A 14,807-nucleotide genomic window follows, 5' to 3' on the forward strand; every position below is an offset into this window, starting at 1 on the left:
AATAAGTCTTTGCATTTTGGCATGATTAATGCATAATACTGCTCGACCCTTCTTAAGCCGAGGGTCACCTAGCCAACTGACGTTGTTAGTGAATACAATTTGTTCACACTAAATATAAGCCAATCGCGATTATTGCGGTTGGCTATTTTTTTATATGAACAACGTTACTTACGTGCTTTGCAAATTGCACTTCTCTTTCTGTCAGTCATAAAAAAGGGCTGACGTGTTACGTCAACCCTTGTGTTTTACTTTACGTTTTAACCCGTTTATCGAGCAGTTCAGTATCCCATTAACTGTAGCAAATTTTCAGCTGTCACAATGGCTTCTTTACGATTAGCAATATTAAGCTTTTGGTACAGGTTGCGAATGTGGGTTTTAATTGTCGTACCTGCCACATCCAGCTCTTGTGCGATTTGCTCGTTACTAAAGCCTGAATAAATCAGCCCCAGAACCTGCCATTCGCGTTGTGTTAATGGGCTAGTACGTACTAGCTCTGGCACATTAGGGTGATTCACCAACTTTTCAATAAAGTCTTCATCAAAGTGAATCGACCGGCTACGTTGATTCGATGAAATGTCCTTCATTAACTGTTGAGCACGGTGACGCTCAAGATCGCCCAGTTCATGGCGGAGGCTCAACTTCTCCAGCAGACCGCCAATGGTTGCACCATCAATCAGGAAGTTTCCGACCATGCCAGTTTGGTTCGTCATTACTAATGCTTCTTTTAACAGTGCCTTGGCTTGCTCCTCATCTTTTTGGCGAGCAGAAAGGACCGCTTCAACCACTAAGTTGCGATTAGTATCTGTGATTAGGTTAGTGCGACGAGCTTCACCTTGGAGGAAATCTAACGCAGCACGAGCGTCGGTATATTGGCCTAAGTTAATGTGGGCGCGGGCAATGTTACGCCATTGCAATTGAGAAAAGTGGTTGCATGCCGATTCAGGACGAACCGCAGTGTTGAGCCATTCTTGCATTGCATCGGTATTCCCGCGCGCTTGCCAAAATAGAATCAACGATAGTGAAGCGTTTGCAGTCCAATCTACGTGGTAAGTCGACTGTTTCATCAAGTGCTGTATATGCTCAATGAATTTACCGGCTTTGTCTAATTCACCGCGTCCAATCGCAATACGCGCCAACATCGAATAGCTATGTAAGTGCTTGCTTGGTGAATGGTTTTCGAGAATTTGCAGACCTTTGTACGCGCATTCTTCCGCTTCATCAAGTCGGTTCCAGCACCAAAGTACTTGCGCGCGAATACGCAGCAAAAATTCATGAAGAGGAACATGCTGAAGCTGCTGATCTTCAATCAGACGAAATGCGGAATCTTGTAGTTCAAAGGCAGCTTGCACGTAACCTTGTGCAATTAAAATCTCGCTTTGCTGCAATATTGCCCATAACGCTTGGTGATATACCTGATACTGACGAGCTAGCTTTTCAGTTTGTTGCATCATCGGCAAAGCACGGTCTAGTTTACCTAGCACGTGGTTAACTTCACCAACAACCGAAGTCGCCACAATTCGGCTACGGTAAATTGTGTTATCAAGTTGGCTAAGCGCTAGCTCCGCTAATTCGAGAGCTTTTTCTGGTTGGTTACTGTTGATAGCCACTTGAGCAAGCAACGCGTTTGCTTGACCTTGATAATGAATATCTAACGCAATGTTACGCTTTTTGTGTTCCTCTTCCGCTTCTTCAAGCAGGTGGCCCACTTGGTTATAACGATGCTGACTTTGAGCCAACCATGCTCGGAGCATCGTAAGTTTTGGGTGGCTGAACAACAGATCATCGTCCAACTTGTTAATTGAGCTTTCCAGTGTGCTGAGTTCGCCTTGGTTAAACATCTTCCAGCCGAATTCGTTTAGGATCTCTACCACTAAGTCCTTATCATTCGATTTTTGTGCATGATGAATCGCTTGGTGTGGTGCTTTTTGCTGTAACCAAGCGATAGCAGCATTGCGGTGGAGATCTTTTTCTTGCTGAGGAATACGAGCTTGGCGCTCATGAGACAAGAACTCGCCAAATAAGTTATGGAATCGGAACCAGTTCTGTTCCCCTTCGAGTGGGTAAATGAATAAGCCGTAACGGTTAAGCGATTCAATCATTCCCAGTGCATCTTCGCGTTGGGTAAGGGCAAACACTAGCTCATCATTGAAGTGGTCAAGCACGGATACTTGCATTAAAAAGTGACGAGTTTCATGATCGAGTAAGTCAAACACTTCTTCGACCAAGTAATCCCACAAGTGCGCGTGATTGAACTGCGATACCGACTCTACAGTTTGTGCCAATGTGCGGTTTTGATGTTGGGCTTGTAATGCGATCAACTGCATCGCCGATGGCCAACCTTCAACATAGGTTCTTAGGCTGTTCGCCATGTCTTCATCAATACCATCGGCGATACGCTGGTTAAAGAAGCGAGTGGTTTCTTCGGTATCAAACGCCAACATCTCGTTGCCGATTTCGATCATTAAATCACGAACACGTAAGTTTGCAGTGCCCAGAGGCGGCGCTGCACGACTGGTTACCACAACGGTGAGGTTGTCTGGCATGTGCTTTAAGAAGAAACGCATGGATTCATGGATTTCATCATTCGTGATTAAATGGTAGTCATCAAGTACCACGTAGCACTCTTGATGAAAGTCAGCCATTTCAGCGAATACTTCGCTAAATAGGGAGCGTAAAGACGAGATCTGACGTTTTTCCGCCAGTTTTTGTGCGTTAGCGCAACTGAAGTTGGTGGCTTTGTTTAATGCTTGAAGCAGATAGTTTACAAAGCGAAAGCCGTCGTTATCGCTGTCATCAATGCTGTACCAACCGACGTTTGGCTTATCGGATAGCCACTGCGCTGCCATTGTTGTTTTTCCGTAACCTGCTGGGGATCGGAATAAAACCAATTTGTAGTAAGGCGCTTGCTGTAGTAAGTCCAACACTCGTGGGCGCACGATGGCATTGTGCAGGCGTCCTGGTCGAGTAAGCTTAGATGGAATCCACATTAGTAGTTATGTCCTTATTTGTGTATACCCAAATGACTGCAACGTGATCATTCTAGTAAAGCCCCCCTTGAAAGCCGTCTTACTGAATGATGTCATCAGCATCAAAAACACTGTTTGAATGCCGGATAATGTCGCTACTGTTGGGGCTTGCGTCCGTCTGAAAAACCATTCCATACGGTCACTTAGATATAAAAGCTAGCGAAAACTAGAAATAACTCACATCGCCTAATTCTAGTTTGTATAAAAAGCGTACAATCCTGTGAGCTGAGTGGGATGTTACGACATCAGAAATGTTCGTTACTTTGATCCACTTCCTAATTCTCAAGGGTTGATGGATTTACCATCAACTACGCCCTTTATTTGTGATTGTCGTCACTTAAATATCGTTTGTTTCGTTAGCGTTAAGATCGCGTTGCACATAGATTACGAAAAGTTCTTCTACGCTGACCGAGTTAATGTGACCGATATTACAATTTTCACATCATCAGATGAGTGGACTATAAAAAGCGTCATGAACGGGTTTTAACCTTTCTCACATTCCATTGTGATCAAAATCACTAAGAACTGGTGCAAAGTTCACTTTGTTGAGATTTGGATCACTAACCTAGCAATGGTACCCCCTCTACGCCCTCAGCCCTCCTCCTTCAAAGGATGAGAATTAGGAGGATGTTTATTCACAGAGGTAAATGCACGATGTATGGCAGATGAATTACCAAAAGACGTGAGAATTTCGTAATGAAACCTACTCAACAAAAACAATTTGACAAGAAGTCGTTCCAAGAAAGCGTAAAGAAACACCTATCTGTAACTTACGCTCATACGATTGAAAACGCAGACAGCCGAGCATGGTACCTAGCAATGGGGCATGCTCTGGCTGAATTTACTACTCTAGATTTGCTTGCGACAGAAGAAGATCCGCGCATTAAAAGTGCGAAGAGCGTTAACTACCTTTCGCTAGAATTCCTTATCGGTCGTTTGACTGGTAACAACCTAATCAGCATGGGTCTGTACGAACAAGTAACAGAAGCAATGGCTGAACTAGGTTACAACCTAACTGATCTGCTAGAAGAAGAGCGCGACCCATCATTGGGTAACGGTGGCCTTGGTCGTCTGGCTGCGTGTTTCATGGATTCATGTGCGGCACAAGAATTCCCAACTGTCGGCTATGGTTTACATTACGAATACGGTCTATTTAAACAGTCATTCAAAGATGGTCGCCAGCAAGAAGCACCTGACGCATGGCGCGGTGTAGAGGGCTACCCCTGGGAAATTGCGCGTCCAGAACTTGCGCAAGAGATCGGTTTCTACGGTCACGTTGAAGTGATTAACGAGAACGGTAAAGAAGTTCGCAAATGGGTACCAGGCATGACAGTAAGAGCAATGCCTTGGGATCTGCCAATTGTGGGTTACGAATCAGACACGGTTTACCCGCTACGTCTTTGGGAATGTCAGGCGATTGCACCATTCTCACTAGCAAGCTTTAACAATGGTGATTACTTCGAAGCTCAGCACGCACTGATCGACGCAGGTAACATCACTAAAGTGCTTTACCCGAATGACAACCACGAGAAAGGTAAAACACTGCGTCTAATGCAGCAGTACTTCCACTCAGCAGCGTCTGTACGTGACATCCTACGTCGCCACGAAGCTGCGGGCTACTCGCTAGCGGATCTACCTAAGCAAGAGACTATCCAGCTTAACGATACACACCCAACGATTGCGATTCCTGAACTAATGCGCATCCTGATGGATGAAAAAGGTTTAGCTTGGGAAGCGGCTTGGGAAATCAGCTCTAAGACATTTGCGTACACCAACCACACGCTACTTCCAGAAGCACTAGAGACATGGCCAGAGTCGCTAATCCAGCACCTGCTACCACGTCACATGGAGATCATTTACGAGATCAACCACCGCTTCCTACAAGACGTACGTGCAATGTGGCCGGGTGATGTCGCGAAGCAACAGAAGCTTTCTATCATCGAAGAAGGTTTCCACCGCATGGTTCGCATGGCAAACCTATGTGTAATCGGCTCTTACGCAGTAAACGGTGTAGCAGCACTTCACTCTGAATTGGTTAAGAAAGACCTATTCCCAGAGTTCCACGAAATGTACCCGACACGTCTACACAACGTAACGAACGGTATTACGCCACGTCGCTGGTTGAAGTTCTGTAACCCAGGTCTGTCTCAGCTTATCACTGAGAAAGTCGGCCCAGAATGGCCAGCGAAACTAGAGCAACTTGAAGGTATTGCGAAGTACGCTACTGACGCGACATTCCAAAAAGAATTCATGGCAGTGAAGAAAGAGAACAAAGAACGCCTAGCAACTTGGGTGAAAGAGAACATGGGTATCGAGCTCGATACTAATGCAATCTTCGATGTTCAAATCAAGCGTCTGCACGAGTACAAACGTCAGCATCTAGACTTGCTACACGTACTGTCTCTGTACCACCGTATTCTTAATGAACCAGGTTTTGAGTGTACGCCACGCGTTGTGTTCTTCGCAGCAAAAGCAGCACCGGGTTACCACCTAGCGAAAGAAATCATCTTCGCAATCAACAAGATTGCAGACAAGGTGAACAACGATCCTCGCATCGGTAACAAGCTGAAAGTGGTATTCATCCCTGACTACCGCGTGAGCATGGCTGAAATCATTATCCCTGCGGCTGACGTTTCTCAACAAATCTCGCTAGCGGGTAAAGAAGCATCAGGTACAGGTAACATGAAGATGGCGCTAAACGGTGCCCTAACTATCGGTACGATGGATGGTGCGAACGTTGAAATTCGTGAAGAAGTGGGCGATGAGAACATCTACATCTTCGGTCTAGACGTTGAAGGTGTGAAAGCGCTAAAAGCTCAAGGTTATAACCCATTTGACTACTACAACGCGGATCACCTACTCAAAGCGTCCATGGACCTACTACTGGGTGAAGAATTCACTCTAGGTCAACCGGGCCTACTACGTGCAACGTACGATAGCCTGCTGGATGGCGGTGACCCATACCTATGTCTTGCGGACTTCGCATCGTATGTGAAAGCGCACGAAGACATGAGCGAACAATATAAAGATCAAGCTGGCTGGGCGAAGAAGGCCATTCTTAATACCGCCCTTGTTGGCAAGTTCACGTCAGACCGCTCAATCCGAGACTACGTGAACAATATCTGGAAACTTGAAGCGGTGAAACGCTAATAGAACCTAGTTAAGACCAAGGTAGCCAAGCGCTACCTTTGGTCATTTTCCAAAAGAAGTTATTGATAACAATAAAACCCTACATGGAAGGTGTTGGTATTACCTTCGGAGAAAGCGATGAAAGAACAAACAGCATTAAAGAAAGTCGCGGAAATGGCGAGATTGGCTGATAGCTATGTCAGTGCTTGGGGAGATGAGGCTAAAGTGTCTGAGGAGACGCTACGCCGCTTGCTCGCTTCGCTTGGCTACGATACTAGCAGTGATGAAAAACTACTGGCTTCTGCTGAAAAGAAACATAAAAAAGACGTACTAGCCCCTGTTCTTGTTTTACGCGACGGCGAACCAGTCGAAGTGGAACTAAACCTAGGTACGAGTGCTCGTGAGAGTGAATTCAGCTGGCGTTTAGAAACAGAACAAGGAGAGGTACTTGAAGGCTATCTTCAGTCCCAAATTGTTCGTGATGAGCGTGCTGAGGGTGGCCCTCTAGTGTTTGCATTGCCAAAGAACTTGGCTTGGGGTTATCACAAACTGATCATCAGTCGTAAGCGTCGTAAAACACCTTACGAGATGTCATTGATCATTACGCCGAAAGCGTGTTTCAAACAAGACGATCTAAACCAACACAAAAAGCTATGGGGTCCTAGTATCCAGCTTTACACACTGCGTACTCAGCATAACTGGGGCATCGGTGATTTTGGCGACCTAAAACAACTGGTGAGTGATATTGCCTCTCGTGGCGGTGACTTCATTGGCTTGAACCCTATTCACTCGCTGTTCCCTGCGAATCCAGAAGGGGCAAGCCCATACAGCCCGTCTTCTCGTCGTTGGTTGAACATCATGTACATCGACGTAAGCTCTGTACCTGAATTCGCGCTAAGTGCAGAAGCACAACAGCGTGTTGGTAGCGCAGAGTTCCAACAACGTTTACAAAAAGCGCGAGACTCTCATTGGGTGAATTACACCGAAGTTTCGCAACTAAAAATGAGCGTTCTTCCGCTACTATTCAGTGAGTTTAAAGCTCGCCATTTAGACAAAAACACCGATCGCGCTCGTGCCTTCTTGGACTTTGTTGAAAAAGGCGGCGACAGCTTGCTACATCAAGCTGCATTCGATGCACTTCATGCTGATTTACATGCAGAAGATGCAAACATGTGGGGTTGGCCTGTATTCCCTGAGAAATACCGCACATTCGACGCAGCTGGTACTCAGAAGTACATCAAGGATAACCAAGATCGTGTTCACTTGTACATGTACCTGCAATGGATCGCAGACGATCAAATCAAAGAAGCGCAAGCGCTAGCCGAAGAAAAAGGCATGGCTGTGGGTTTGTACCGTGACCTTGCGGTTGGTGTTGCTGATTCTGGTAGTGAAACATGGGCTGATGAAGGCGCGCTAGTATTGGATGCAAGCATCGGTGCGCCACCAGATGTTCTTGGTCCACTAGGTCAAAACTGGGGTCTACCACCGCTAAACCCACAAGTGTTGGAAGCAACTGGCTACGATGCATACATCAAGCTACTGCGTGCAAACATGAAACACTGCGGTGCGCTGCGTATTGACCACGTTCTTGGTCTACTTCGTCTATGGTGGATTCCAAAAGGCGAGAAAGCGACAGAAGGTGCTTACCTGTACTACCCAGTTGAAGACATGCTAGCAATCCTAGCGCTAGAATCTCATCGTCATCAGTGTTCTGTAATCGGTGAAGACTTGGGTACTGTGCCTGATGAAATCGTGGATATCCTTCGTGATGCGGGTGTGCATTCGTACAAAGTCTTCTTCTTCGAAACATCAAAAGACGACGGCGGTTTTATTTCTCCGAAGCACTACGCTGAGCAGTCTATGGCTGCGCTGTGTACGCACGATATGCCAACACTACGCGGTTTCTGGCACTGTGATGACTTGAAGATGGGGCGTGAGATTGGTCTGTACCCTGATGAGCAGCAGTTGGAAGGCCTATTCGCTGACCGCTTGAAGTGCAAACAAGGCATTCTAGACAGTGTTCGCTGGCATGGCTATTTGCCAGAAGGCATTGGTCATGATGCTCAGTACGTGCCAATGGATTCATACCTAAGCGAAGCGCTGCAACTGCACGTAGCCGCGGGTGACTCTGCACTGCTTAGTGTTCAGCTTGAAGACTGGCTAGAAATGGATCAACCGGTCAATATTCCTGGTACGGTGGATGAGTATCCAAACTGGCGTCGTAAATTGTCGATGAACCTAGATGAAATCTTCAGCCGTGAAGATGTGAACCGTATTTCTAAACGCCTTACTGAAGTTCGTGCACAGGCGAGTAAGTAAGATGCCTAGAGTGGCGTAGATGGACGAGCTGATTACCAATTTTGTTAGCTCAGAGGTACGAAAGTTCCGTCTAGGTCACTCATTCCTAAAACACAATCCGTTAGGATGAAGTACCGTTATTATGCCCGCGACAATAGCGGGCATTTTTGTATTTTGACGCCGTTTACGCAACGAACGTGAGAAGCGGAGTCTTTTTGTGAGTTCACAACGTTGGCTGTGGAGAAACCGATGTTTGATTCAGATCTCTGGTCTTGAAAAGGATGTTGGCTCTAGGGAGAAAGATTTGAAAACCACCAAAACCAAGAAAATAAAGAAACAACACGAACGCGCATACGAACTGCTTGCTGAGGCGGCTTACTCAGATCCATTTGCGGCGCTGGGTCCTTTCATTGACGACGAAGCTTCGCTGAGAGTTTGGATGCCGGGCGCAAACAAGGTTGAACTGCTTGTTAATGGTGAACCTCGCGTGGCGCTTGAGCGTGATGGCGACAGCGGTTTCATCTTAAAAGAGCAACGCGATTTACACCTGACCCACTACCGTTTAGCGGTCGATTGGAATGGTGTTGAACAAATTATTGATGACCCGTACCAGTACCACAATATCTACCAAGAGTACGAGCATCTGCATACGCCAAAAGACATGTATCACTACATGGGCGCACACTTTGTCACGCTAGAACGTGGCGGTGAAAACATCTCTGGTGTGCGTTTCCTTGTTTATGCACCACATGCATCTGCTGTTAGCCTTGTGGGTTGCTTCAACCAATGGGATGGCCGTCGTCATCCAATGCAACGCTTAGACTACGGTATCTGGGGCCTATTCATTCCTGGTTTGGAAGAGGGGGTACAATACAAATTTGAGCTCAAAGGGCCAAATGGGGAAGGGTTGCCACACAAACAAGACCCTTGGGGTTTCTACTCTGAGCAATACCCATCGTTCGCATCCATTACCTACGATCACAAGCGTTACCAATGGCAAGATGCGAAATGGCAAAACCGTGCAGTGACACAAAAGCGTGATGAAGCGTTATCGTTTTACGAGCTACATGCTGGATCATGGAAGCGCGACGAGAACGGTGATTTCCTGAACTACCGCGAACTCGCGGAGCAGTTGGTGCCATACCTTGTGGATATGGGCTACACCCACGTTGAGCTGATGCCTGTGTCTGAGCATCCATTCTATGGTTCATGGGGCTATCAACCTGTTGGCTTGTTTGCACCAACTAGCCGTTTTGGCTCACCTGATGATTTCAAATTCTTCGTGGATGCGTGTCACCAAGCTGGTATCGGTGTAGTGCTGGATTGGGTTCCTGCGCATTTCCCATCGGATGATCATGGTTTAGCTAACTTTGATGGTACGCCTTTGTTCCATGATCCAGATCCTCGTCGCGGTTGGCACCAAGATTGGAACTCCTACATTTACGATTTAGGCCGTGAACATGTACGTCGCTTCCTTGTCTCGAATGCGCTGTACTGGTTTGAACAATTCCATATTGATGGCATTCGTGTCGATGCTGTTGCGTCGATGCTCTATCTCGATTATTCACGTAGCCACGATCAGTGGGTCCCGAACGTTGATGGTGGCAACGAAAACTACGACGCAATCGCAACCTTAAAATGGATGAACGAAGAAGTGTACAAGCACTTCCCGAATGCGATGACGATTGCGGAAGAGTCAACGGCGTTTCCGGGTGTGTCTGCGCCAACCTTTATGGGTGGTTTAGGCTTTGGCTTCAAGTGGAATATGGGGTGGATGCACGACAGTCTTTCATACATCAAAGAAGATCCTGTTCACCGTAAATACCACCACAATACCATCACCTTCCCGCTGGTTTATGCGCACAGCGAAAACTACGTCTTGTCTCTCTCTCACGACGAGGTGGTGTACGGAAAAGGCTCTATCCATAACAAGATGCCGGGCGATGAATGGCAGCAAACCGCAAACCTACGTGCATACTACGGTTATATGTATGGTCAACCGGGCAAAAAGCTGAACTTCATGGGCGCGGAAATCGGCCAAACGGCGGAGTGGAACCACGATGATCAGTTGCAATGGTTCTTGCTGGAATACGAACGTCATCAAGGCGTTCAAAAGCTGATGCGCGATTTGAACCACTTGTACCGAAATGAAGCGGCGATGCACGATCAAGATTGTGTTCCTGCTGGTTTTGAGTGGCGTCTACAAGACGAGGCAGATGCAAGCATCCTAGCGCACGAGCGTATCAGTAAAGAGGGTGAGCGTATTCTCATCATCACCAACTTTACGCCCGTACCACACGAGCGTTTCCGTTTAGGTGTTCCAAATGCAGGTCAATACGAACTGCTGCTGAACACGGACGACAGCAAATACGGCGGAAGCGATTTTAAAGTGCTGACCAGTGTGAAAACGGAACAAGTCGAAAGTGAATCACTGCCTCAATCACTTGAGCTTCGTTTGCCTCCACTTTCAACCGTGTTCTACAAGCTGCACAAATAATTTAGTCTAATCAAATTCTAAGCCCGTTTTACATTGTAAATCGGGCTTTTTTTAACCAAGTTTTCACTAACGATAAACAGACTGCATACTCTATACTTGCATCATATTGTTTTATGAAATCAGGCTAGGTCGGACTTTGAGAAAGATTAAATCCCTTCTGTTCAATATCTTATTGGTGCTTTTGCTTTTACCAGTGATGCTCGTTGGCATAGTGAAATACATCGATCCACCAATTTGGGGATGGAAGATCAGCCGCATAATTTCTCCTCCTGAAGGATTTCCTGAAGAGAGTCAAAATGAATGGGTGCCTTTGAGTGATATTTCTAAACACATTCAACTGGCCGTGATTGCGACAGAAGATCAAAAGTTCCCGACCCATTACGGAGTGGATTTTGATTCCTTGTTTAAAGTGATCTCAGAGTCTGGCGAGAGCGGTCCCTCTCGCGGTGCGAGCACGATTACTCAGCAAACTGCAAAGAACGTGTTTCTGTTTCCTTCACACTCTTATGTGCGCAAAGCGTATGAGCTTTATTTTGCTCTGCTGATGGAAGCAATGTGGAGTAAAAAACGCATTCTTGAAGTGTATTTGAATGTGGTGGAGTTTGGTCCAGGTATTTATGGCGCGGAAGCCGCTGCGCAAAACTACTTTGGTATTCCTGCTAAACAACTTTCAACACGCCAAGCAGCAAGGCTTGCGGTGGTGCTGCCAAATCCGTATCGCATCAAAGTTTACCCTCAGACGTCTTACACCATCAGCCGCGTCAATTGGGCGATGAGACAAATGCGTAACCTTGGTAGCGTTCAGCTTTAAACTCCTTTTTACCCTGCTCATAAGTAGAACTACGCCCCCATAAAAGCAAAATGTGAAGCGTCACAAGCTTTAGGGCGTAGCTTTTCAGAATGATGCGCTCAGTTTTTCATCCATTTACTATTAGTGTGAATAAAACTACAACACGAATACTGCGCCTATGCGCAACCAATGGACTGAACGATGAAACTGAATCTGATTACGACGACCTTATTGCTTGCATCGGCAAGTGCCATCGCCGAGCCAAACATCACCATTTCTACCACGACCAACAGCCGTGACTTTCCTTTAAGTGCAGAGCAACCTTTGGTTGTGCCCTTAACCAAAGACGGATACACGCTCAAAATCACGGGTGTTGAAGGCGACTGTGTCGCGCCTGATGGTCAGAAGGTCAAATTCAACAAACCTATCGCGCTGAACTGCGGAAAACCAACAGAACTGCCGTTAAAAATCCGTTTTACTGGCGATTACTCTTTTGCTTTTGATGCGGAAGCCAAAACTCTACGCTTCAAGCGTGAACCTAAGAAAGCTGCCAAGACAGAATTCAAACGCCCAATCCCACAAGTGCAATGTGAGGTTTACCAAGGCGGCGAAGTCACCATCGCGCTGGGTGACAGTTTCCCCGATGGCACCAAGTTGCGTGATGCCTATTCTGGTCAAATGGTCGAAGTAAAAGATCAGCAAGTATCGCTGACACCAAGCAAAGATTCCGGCGGTTTGGTGCTACTAGAGCCAGTGAAGAAAACCAAAGAAGCAGTACCGTTTGATTACCGTAATGCCAACATTTACTTCGTGATGGTCGACCGTTTTAACAATGCCGATACCAGCAATGATAACAGCTATGGGCGCAAGAAAGACGGCAAAGAAGAGATTGGTACCTTCCACGGTGGTGACCTAAAAGGCGTGATCGAAAAGCTAGATTACATCAAGAGCCTAGGTACAGATGCAATTTGGCTGTCGCCAATCGTTGAGCAAGTGCATGGTTTTGTGGGCGGCGGCGATAGCGGCTCATTCCCATTTTACGCTTACCACGGTTACTGGACGCGTGATTTCACCAAGATTGATGAGAACTTCGGTAACGAAGATGACCTGAAAAAGCTGGTGGAAGAGGCACACAAACGTGGCCTTAAAGTATTGATGGACGCAGTAATCAACCACACCGGTTACTCAACGTTAGCCGATTTGCATTTTGATGGTATTGAGGTGTTAAAACCAAACGCTGAACTACCTAAGAAGTGGGGGGATTGGCAACCAAAAGCGGGTGAAAATTGGCATAGCTACCACCAGAATATTGATTACCAGAGTCCAAACTGGGCGAAATGGTGGGGCGGTGACTGGATAAGAACAGGTCTACCGGGATACCCAGCTCCGGGCAGCAGTGATATCACCATGTCATTGGCGGGTTTGCCTGACTTTATCACTGAATCAGACAAAGCCGTGAAGCCAGCTCAATGGCTATTGGATAACCCTGGCACTCGCGTTGAGGCGCGTGATAATTACACCGTCTCGGACTACCTAATTGAGTGGCAAACTGATTGGGTGAAACGCTTTGGTATTGATGGTTACCGTGTCGACACGGTGAAGCACGTTGAAGGCGATGTGTGGAAACGCTTGAAAGAAGAGGCATCAAGCAGCCTTGAGCAGTGGCGTAAAGAGAACGGCAAGTCAGGTCAGCCATTCTGGATGATGGGTGAAGTATGGGGACATAGCGCTTATCGCAGCCCTTACTTTGACGATGGCTTTGATGCGTTGATTAACTTCGACATGCAGAAGAAATTAGATAAAGGCGCGGCGTGTTTCAGCCAAATGGCAGACACTTACCAAAGCTATGCGGACACTATCGCCAATGAGAAAGACTTTAACCCTGTGAGCTACATGTCTTCTCACGATACCGAGCTGTTCTTCTCTCGCTTCAAAGATTACGGTATGCAGCGTAACGCCGCGAATGCACTGCTTCTGAGTCCTGGTGCTGTTCAGGTTTATTATGGTGATGAAATTGGTCGTAACATTGGTCCTTACGCGGATGATTTCCACCAAGGCACACGTTCTGACATGGTGTGGAAGCTATCGGATGAGAAGCAAGCGCTACTCAAACACTGGCAAACCCTTGGTCAGTTCCGTAAAGCGCACCCAGCGATTGGTGCAGGTCAACATCAAGTGATTGAACAAGAAGGTGCGTATGTGTTCTCTCGCTCGCTTGGCAATGACAAAGTCGTTGTGGCGTTTGTGGGTCGCGAAAAGTAGTTAGAACTTCGTTTTAAGCCTAGATAGAAAAAGCCCTTCCTTGAGTTATCAGGGAAGGGCTTTGTTGTTTTAGTTCGCCAGTTCTTGGTCGATGACTTGTTCTAGCTCGTCAAACGGCACATAGCCAGGAATGACTTGATCATTAATGATCAACGCAGGCGTGCCGCGTAAACCAAGTTGCGTGAAATACTGATAGTTTTTATCAAGCAACGCCTTGGTCTCTTTGTCGTCGACAAGCTGCGCTTCTGTCCCCGTTTTTTTCGCGATTTGATTTAAGGAACGTGCGTCATGTGCGCCCGGTTTTTTCACCAATAACTCATGCACTTGTTCGTACTTATCTCGCTGGTTTTGCCAAACATTTAATGCGTAACTTGCCGAGTTGTAGCCGTTTTTCTCGTATTGTTCTTTAAAAGAGACATTGAGGTTAAGCACTTTTACCTGCGGATATTCCTTACCAACTTTGACCAGCTCTCCTTCTAAACGTTTACAAAAAGGGCAGCTGTAGTCTGTTACGTTAATAATGGTTAACTCAGGGTTTTCAGCACCAAAAGAGGAATGTTTGCCATCACTTAGATATTGACGAACCTCCTTCAAGGTGTCGCCAAATGACTGTTGATACGCAATGTACTCTTGAAGGTTTTGGTGCAATGAATCAAGAATTTGAGGGTTATCTTTTAGTATCTGATTAACTTCCTCTAGCTTTTGTTCTGCGGTCTTTTCTGATGCGAAAGATACGGCAGGTACGATAGCCATCGTTAACGCCAAAAGTGTACGAGTGAATGTCATAATATTTCCTAAAACTTTT

At 46.5% G+C, this 14,807-nt stretch carries 7 protein-coding genes; 5 read left to right on the forward strand and 2 right to left on the reverse strand.

Features of this window, described 5'->3' with window-relative positions; genetic code table 11:
- Positions 1–278 precede the first annotated feature (278 nt).
- Positions 279–2,987, reverse strand: a complete 2,709-nt coding sequence (gene malT / locus R8269_RS07275) for an HTH-type transcriptional regulator MalT (protein ID WP_005374834.1) — start codon at positions 2,985–2,987, stop codon at positions 279–281.
- Between the two features lie 735 nt (positions 2,988–3,722).
- On the opposite strand from malT, the gene R8269_RS07280 reads away from it, so the two are divergent.
- From R8269_RS07280 to R8269_RS07300, 5 genes are all read left to right on the forward strand, one after another.
- Positions 3,723–6,176 carry a glycogen/starch/alpha-glucan phosphorylase gene (locus tag R8269_RS07280; RefSeq protein WP_215810071.1) on the forward strand — a complete coding sequence of 818 codons (2,454 nt, stop codon included), beginning with the start codon at positions 3,723–3,725 and terminating at the stop codon, positions 6,174–6,176.
- A 117-nt stretch (positions 6,177–6,293) separates the two neighbouring features.
- Entirely contained in the window at positions 6,294–8,474 is a 2,181-nt protein-coding gene (gene malQ / locus R8269_RS07285) for a 4-alpha-glucanotransferase (RefSeq protein ID WP_005374838.1), read from the forward strand.
- A 283-nt stretch (positions 8,475–8,757) separates the two neighbouring features.
- Positions 8,758–10,950: a 1,4-alpha-glucan branching protein GlgB gene (gene glgB / locus R8269_RS07290; RefSeq protein ID WP_224721283.1), complete on the forward strand. Its 2,193-nt coding sequence runs from the start codon at positions 8,758–8,760 to the stop codon at positions 10,948–10,950.
- Between the two features lie 136 nt (positions 10,951–11,086).
- Positions 11,087–11,761, forward strand: a complete 675-nt coding sequence (mtgA, locus tag R8269_RS07295) for a monofunctional biosynthetic peptidoglycan transglycosylase (protein WP_031778873.1) — start codon at positions 11,087–11,089, stop codon at positions 11,759–11,761.
- A gap of 180 nt (positions 11,762–11,941) precedes the next feature.
- Entirely contained in the window at positions 11,942–14,002 is a 2,061-nt protein-coding gene (locus R8269_RS07300) for an alpha-amylase (protein WP_170889947.1), read from the forward strand.
- 69 nt (positions 14,003–14,071) lie between these two features.
- On the opposite strand, the gene R8269_RS07305 is transcribed toward R8269_RS07300, so the two are convergent.
- Complete coding sequence (locus R8269_RS07305; RefSeq protein WP_170889948.1) at positions 14,072–14,788, reverse strand: DsbA family protein; 717 nt, start codon at positions 14,786–14,788, stop codon at positions 14,072–14,074.
- Positions 14,789–14,807 lie beyond the last annotated feature (19 nt).

The organism is Vibrio sp. Vb0667, assembly GCF_033391095.1.

What these genes read in the sequence shown, in the direction of transcription:
- R8269_RS07300 (WP_170889947.1), top strand. Translation starts at nt 11,942, where the DNA reads ATGAAACTGAATCTGATTACGACGACCTTATTGCTTGCATCGGCAAGT.
- malT (WP_005374834.1), bottom strand. Translation starts at nt 2,987, where the DNA reads ATGTGGATTCCATCTAAGCTTACTCGACCAGGACGCCTGCACAATGCC.
- R8269_RS07280 (WP_215810071.1), top strand. Translation starts at nt 3,723, where the DNA reads ATGAAACCTACTCAACAAAAACAATTTGACAAGAAGTCGTTCCAAGAA.
- R8269_RS07305 (WP_170889948.1), bottom strand. Translation starts at nt 14,788, where the DNA reads ATGACATTCACTCGTACACTTTTGGCGTTAACGATGGCTATCGTACCT.
- malQ (WP_005374838.1), top strand. Translation starts at nt 6,294, where the DNA reads ATGAAAGAACAAACAGCATTAAAGAAAGTCGCGGAAATGGCGAGATTG.